8 protein-coding genes are annotated in these 4,537 nt (G+C 61.6%); 2 read left to right on the top strand and 6 right to left on the bottom strand.

The window, feature by feature from the left end:
• Positions 1–69 precede the first annotated feature (69 nt).
• The 3 genes from DDE13_RS21855 to DDE13_RS21845 are packed head-to-tail and all read right to left on the bottom strand — an operon-like array spanning position 70 to position 1,740.
• Positions 70–348: a hypothetical protein gene (locus DDE13_RS21855; protein WP_222626183.1), complete on the bottom strand. Its 279-nt coding sequence runs from the start codon at positions 346–348 to the stop codon at positions 70–72.
• 40 nt (positions 349–388) lie between these two features.
• Positions 389–1,285: a Crp/Fnr family transcriptional regulator gene (locus DDE13_RS21850; RefSeq protein WP_162631176.1), complete on the bottom strand. Its 897-nt coding sequence runs from the start codon at positions 1,283–1,285 to the stop codon at positions 389–391.
• Positions 1,282–1,740: a host attachment protein gene (locus tag DDE13_RS21845; RefSeq protein ID WP_111406315.1), complete on the bottom strand. Its 459-nt coding sequence runs from the start codon at positions 1,738–1,740 to the stop codon at positions 1,282–1,284. Before DDE13_RS21845 ends, DDE13_RS21850 begins: the two co-directional genes overlap by 4 nt.
• Before the next feature lie 211 nt (positions 1,741–1,951).
• Between DDE13_RS21845 and DDE13_RS21840 the strand changes: the two genes are divergently transcribed.
• Positions 1,952–2,725 carry a Crp/Fnr family transcriptional regulator gene (locus DDE13_RS21840; protein WP_235868813.1) on the top strand — a complete coding sequence of 258 codons (774 nt, stop codon included), beginning with the start codon at positions 1,952–1,954 and terminating at the stop codon, positions 2,723–2,725.
• Here DDE13_RS21840 and DDE13_RS23115 read toward each other — a convergent pair.
• The 3 genes from DDE13_RS23115 to DDE13_RS23110 all read right to left on the bottom strand — a co-directional run bounded on the left by DDE13_RS23115 (position 2,714) and on the right by DDE13_RS23110 (position 3,644).
• Complete coding sequence (locus DDE13_RS23115) at positions 2,714–2,884, bottom strand: hypothetical protein (protein WP_162631175.1); 171 nt, start codon at positions 2,882–2,884, stop codon at positions 2,714–2,716. The two genes, DDE13_RS21840 and DDE13_RS23115, sit on opposite strands and share 12 nt — an antisense overlap.
• A 29-nt stretch (positions 2,885–2,913) precedes the next feature.
• Complete coding sequence (locus tag DDE13_RS21835) at positions 2,914–3,315, bottom strand: CBS domain-containing protein (RefSeq protein WP_235868812.1); 402 nt, start codon at positions 3,313–3,315, stop codon at positions 2,914–2,916.
• A 116-nt stretch (positions 3,316–3,431) separates the two neighbouring features.
• The gene (locus DDE13_RS23110; protein ID WP_162631174.1) at positions 3,432–3,644 is read right to left on the bottom strand and encodes a hypothetical protein; all 213 of its coding nucleotides are present in this window, start codon (positions 3,642–3,644) and stop codon (positions 3,432–3,434) included.
• A 469-nt stretch (positions 3,645–4,113) separates the two neighbouring features.
• Between DDE13_RS23110 and DDE13_RS21830 the strand changes: the two genes are divergently transcribed.
• Entirely contained in the window at positions 4,114–4,479 is a 366-nt protein-coding gene (locus tag DDE13_RS21830) for an AAA family ATPase (RefSeq protein ID WP_111406313.1), read from the top strand.
• The last annotated feature ends 58 nt before the right edge of the window (positions 4,480–4,537 follow it).

Below are 4,537 nucleotides of genomic sequence, written 5' to 3'. Positions count from 1 at the left end.
GCACTCAAATCTCCCTCGGCAGGCTCCAGAACGACAGGCCAGAAGGTTGTTCAGCCTGAACGAATTAGTTCAGGCTGAACTCTCTACGGACATGCCCGGCAATTCCGCCGTCAGCCGGTACTCGCCGTCGCATTCCACGAACTCGGTCGCGGGCTGCAGCGCCCAGCCGGAGCCGGCCGGCAGAAGTGCGTGCATCCGGCGCGAAAACGGCTGGCGCCACAGCCCTGTCCCGAAATCATCGAACAGCCGGTCGATTTCGTTGCGCAGCGAGAGCATCGACCGCCAGCTTTCGGCGCCTGCCGGCGGAGGCTTCTTGTGGACTTCAATGTCGGATTTCTTTTTGCTCATCGATCAGTCTTCCTCCGCCAAGGCCGCGCGTCGGCGCGGACTAAGGTTTTCTTAACATCCTGAGGGTAGCTGAGCGGTAAATCGGAGCATTGACGGCTGTCATCGGGCTTGCGGACACCGGCGCCTTGCAAGGATTCGTCAGCCGCTCCGGCCGATCATGCCCAGGCTTCTGCCGGCGGACAGGATCGACCCCCGCAATATGCGCCAGCCGATCCAGATCGTGCAGCCGGAACCGGTAAGGCGACAGACTTGAGAGCAGGGCCTTTTCCTCTAGATAACGTAGCGTCCGACTGATCGTCTCGACCGCCGTGTTTGTCAGGTCGGCCCAATCACGGCGTTCGATCTCCATCCTGAGGATCAGGCTGCCGTCCGGCAGTGGCTCGGTCGGCATGAAATCGGTTGCCATCAACAGGAATGCAATGATCCGTTCACGGCTGTTCAGGCTGCCGTATCGCCAAAGCGTTTCGAGAAACCGATGGTGTTGCCGATCGAGATCCTGCAGCAGTGTTTGCCGCATGCGCGGATTTTCCGCCAGTTGCCAATTCACGGCGCTCGAATCATACGCACAGATTTCGAGGTCGGTCGCCGCTTCGAGATCGCAGGCCGAGTTCTGGCCAGAAAGCGCCCCGGCGAAATCGCCCGGTATCGCAAGTCCGAACAGGACGCGTTTTCCATCCTTCCGCATTTCTGACCGCCGCGCGTAGCCGCGTCGGATTACCCCGAGAAAGTCGGAAGGCTTCCCGCGTTCGAGGATCAGTTTTCCCTTGCGGTAATGGCGCAGCGGCGGCGCGGAAGTGCGGAGGATGCCATGTTCGAATATCATGCGACACATTTCGGCGCCGCGCAGAGGGCAACCGATGCACCGCCCCAACGGGAAAGCCGTCGGTGCGGGTGGCTTGCGGCTGTCGGTACCCGGAATTCGCACATGGTGGGTCATGATTGGCATTCCACTCTCAGCGCCCCGATCACGGCGTCGTGGAGTTCCGCACCTGACAGGTTCATCAGGTTGAGGCCCCGCTCGAGGATCACGATCTTGCCAAGCGACGCAGGCATCTCTTGGCGGAGGATCCCGAAAATTTTCGGCGCGGCGAAGATCGCCAGCCGGGTCAAGCGCCCGGCGCGCAGATGACCATCGAGAGTGGCCAAGATTTCGTGCGCGAAGTCGTGCATGTCGCACAGGACCGGGTCGGAGCCGGGCTCCATCGCCGAACGCCGCCCGCTCGCATCCGATGCGAAACTGCGGCCCGCCTTGTCAGAGAAGATTTCTCGAAGATGGGTCGACTTCGCCTTGCTGACGAGTTCGATCGGATCTTCCGAAGCGCCATCTTCCAGTCCGCGAAGGATCAGCGCCCTGACAACGTTGGTCATAAGCACCCATGTCTTTTCTTGCATAACACACCCTCTAGAGGCACTGCCTGCGCCCGCATGGCATCCAAGCGAATTCGCCGACAACGGTCATTGATAGCTGTCAAGGCGGGAGATGTGAGCGCCTTCCCGCCTATGGACCGGGCCGAATGGTTCTGCTAAGATTGTTTAACGTTTTGCACTTTACGGGACCCGAGATCCGTTCCTCGTGGGGCTGCCGGTTCTGTGGGGAGGCCTGATGTCCAAAGGAACGACGAGGACGGCGCAAGACCGAGTGACCGGCATTTCGACCTTGCAGGGAATGCTTCCTGAAACGCGGGATGCTCTCAACGCCATGTGCAGGATGCGCGTTTTCCGAATGGGTCAGACGGTCGTGCAAGAAGGAGAGACCCCCGACTTCGTGGGATGCGTGTTGTCGGGCCTCCTCCGCATGCAGAAGACGCTGGCGGACGGTCGTCACCATATCGTCGGTCTGCTGGTGGAAGGCGACATTTTCGGGCGGGTCTTCGGCGGTGCGACGGAATTCGCCATCGAGGTGGCGACCGACGCCGAGTTCTGCGCGTTCCCCCGAGGCGAGTTCGAGGAACTGCTGATGCGGTCTCCGGACCTCGATCGCGCCGTCATGCTGAACACGCTCAACGAGCTGGATCGCGCGCGCGACTGGATGATTATCCTGTCCAACCAGAAAATCACCGGCCGGATCGCTGGATTCCTGCTGCTCATGGTCACGCGGTTCTCGACGATCGATCACATCGTGAAGGCGCGTGACGGCGGCATCGAGATCCGCATCCCGATCGGCCGACAGGATCTTGCCCATCTACTCGGCACGAGGCCGGAATCCATTTCACGCGCGCTCCATGCGCTTCAAGACGACAGCGCCATTCGTATCATCGAGCCTAACCTGATCGGTGTTCTGGATCTCAGTGCACTGGCGAGGGAGGCCGGGGAAGATGAAGTCGATGGCATTCGGAGCGTGAGGGAGCTCCTCAAGGTCGCTCGGCTAGATCGATGAGGCTTGCGGATGGCGGCTTGAGGCGAACTCCAGTGTGACTTCGCGTCCCGTGATGCGGTCGTGGTGCCGCTCCGGCATCTCGATGCGGCGGTGCCCGAGGTCATCGACCGCCGACGAGCGGTCGATATTGTGGTAAGAGAGGATCGGTTCGGCCTGCATTTCTCGTCCTCTGCACGGCCTCCCCTCGTCTATGAATGATGGGCCGCGATGGCTTGCAGCAGTTCGCCCGACAACTCCCGGCTCACGGCGTGAGATACGTCACCGAGGCTGAGCATGCCGACGAGCCTCTTGTTCTCGTCGATGACGGGCAGGCGGCGGATCTTCTTCTGATCCATGAGATGAATGGCATCCTCCACCGTCTCGGTCGTGCGGCAATAGACGATGCCCTTGGTCATGATCTCTTCGGCCGTGGTCTTCACAGGATCGCGTCCCGCCGCGACGACGCGAAGCGCGATGTCGCGGTCGGTGATCATGCCGATCAGCTTGTCATCCTTTCCGACCGGTATCGCACCGATATCGTCCTTTTGCATCATCCGCGCCACTTCGCTGACCGGGGTGTCGGCGCTGGCCCAGTCGGCGTGGCGGTGCATGGCATTGGCGATTTCCATCTTCGCAACTCTTCCATCAAGGGTTTGCGCGGACAATCCATCGAAGGCACCCGGGCGTCATTGACTGCCGTCAAGCGTCCAAGCTTGCGCGGCTTGGATCAATCGCTCCGGGCGCCATTAGAGCGGTGCAGGCGCGTGATCGCATCGGCGATCAGCGGCGCGCACGGCACCACTTGCAGCCGCTCGCTGAGCGCAGCTTTGGTCGCGGCGACCGCGGCGACGCTGTCTGTAAGAGAGATGCCGTAAGGCAAGAGCACGCCGTAGAGATCGGCGCGCGGGATCCATCTGACAAGGCATAAAGTGGCGGCCAAGCGCCGACTATGGACGGAAGCATGAAACCGGCGAAGCGACCAGGTTCGGATGGACGAAGCCGAAGGCCAATACGCCCAAAAAGACAACGATCACGATTGTCTGTCGCTGGATCGGCTCCAGTGATCATCGCGCTGCAGTCACCGGCAAACGCCGTTTAGTTTCATGTTTTCAAGATACTTGACTTCACTTCGCCCACTACGGAAGCGACACTGTCGAGAAGCGTGCCATCGTTGAACGAAGACACGGCCGTTTGTCCAGGAACCCCGACCTTGCGCACGAGTGCGATATCGAGCGGAGCGCCGAGCGCCTTGCCGCGTGCTCGACGCGTAGCTATCGTCGGCGCGGGGGGCCGAGGACACCGGCCTTGCGGCCTTGCCGCTGTTCCTGTCCCTGCGCGCCGTCATGCAGGCCATTGTGCTCTTGCAAACCGATGCGGCGCGTCAGCAGCCGGACTTGCTGGGTTAGGAGGTGGCAGCCTATCTGGACCTTTCCTGCGTGGCTCTGCTACCGGCGGCGCCTGGCCTCGTGGCCATTCGCGGGTACTCTGGCAGCGGAAAAAGCGTTCTGGCGCGCGCGCTGGCACCGCAGTTAGGCGCAACGCTTCTGAGCTCCGATCTCGAACGTAAGGCAGGCATGGCACGGAGCACAAAGCTCGATGCGGAAGCCTACGGCCCGGACAGCCGGGCGGCGGTTTATCGCGGCATGTTCGCGCGTGCCGCCCCGATGCTTGCAGCGGGCCCGTCCGTCATTATGGACGCGACCTTCATCGATCCGACATTAAGACGCGGGGCCGAAGGGATCGTCGCCAAGGCGTCCGTGTCCTCGACGGCCTAGGCCGTGTCTGCATTCATCTGAGCCAGTCGAGGGCGGAGACGAGGAAGACGAAGCCCAT

This window comes from Meridianimarinicoccus zhengii (assembly GCF_003254465.1).
Taxonomy (GTDB): domain Bacteria; phylum Pseudomonadota; class Alphaproteobacteria; order Rhodobacterales; family Rhodobacteraceae; genus Meridianimarinicoccus; species Meridianimarinicoccus zhengii.
The sequence above is the reverse complement of the archived record's forward strand: the minus strand, read 5'-3'. Positions and strand labels throughout refer to the sequence as shown.

Coding starts and splice junctions, on each gene's coding strand:
- DDE13_RS21855 (WP_222626183.1), bottom strand. CDS start 348: ATGAGCAAAAAGAAATCCGACATTGAAGTCCACAAGAAGCCTCCGCCG.
- DDE13_RS21850 (WP_162631176.1), bottom strand. CDS start 1,285: ATGACCCACCATGTGCGAATTCCGGGTACCGACAGCCGCAAGCCACCC.
- DDE13_RS21845 (WP_111406315.1), bottom strand. CDS start 1,740: ATGCAAGAAAAGACATGGGTGCTTATGACCAACGTTGTCAGGGCGCTG.
- DDE13_RS21840 (WP_235868813.1), top strand. CDS start 1,952: ATGTCCAAAGGAACGACGAGGACGGCGCAAGACCGAGTGACCGGCATT.
- DDE13_RS23115 (WP_162631175.1), bottom strand. CDS start 2,884: ATGCAGGCCGAACCGATCCTCTCTTACCACAATATCGACCGCTCGTCG.
- DDE13_RS21835 (WP_235868812.1), bottom strand. CDS start 3,315: ATGCACCGCCACGCCGACTGGGCCAGCGCCGACACCCCGGTCAGCGAA.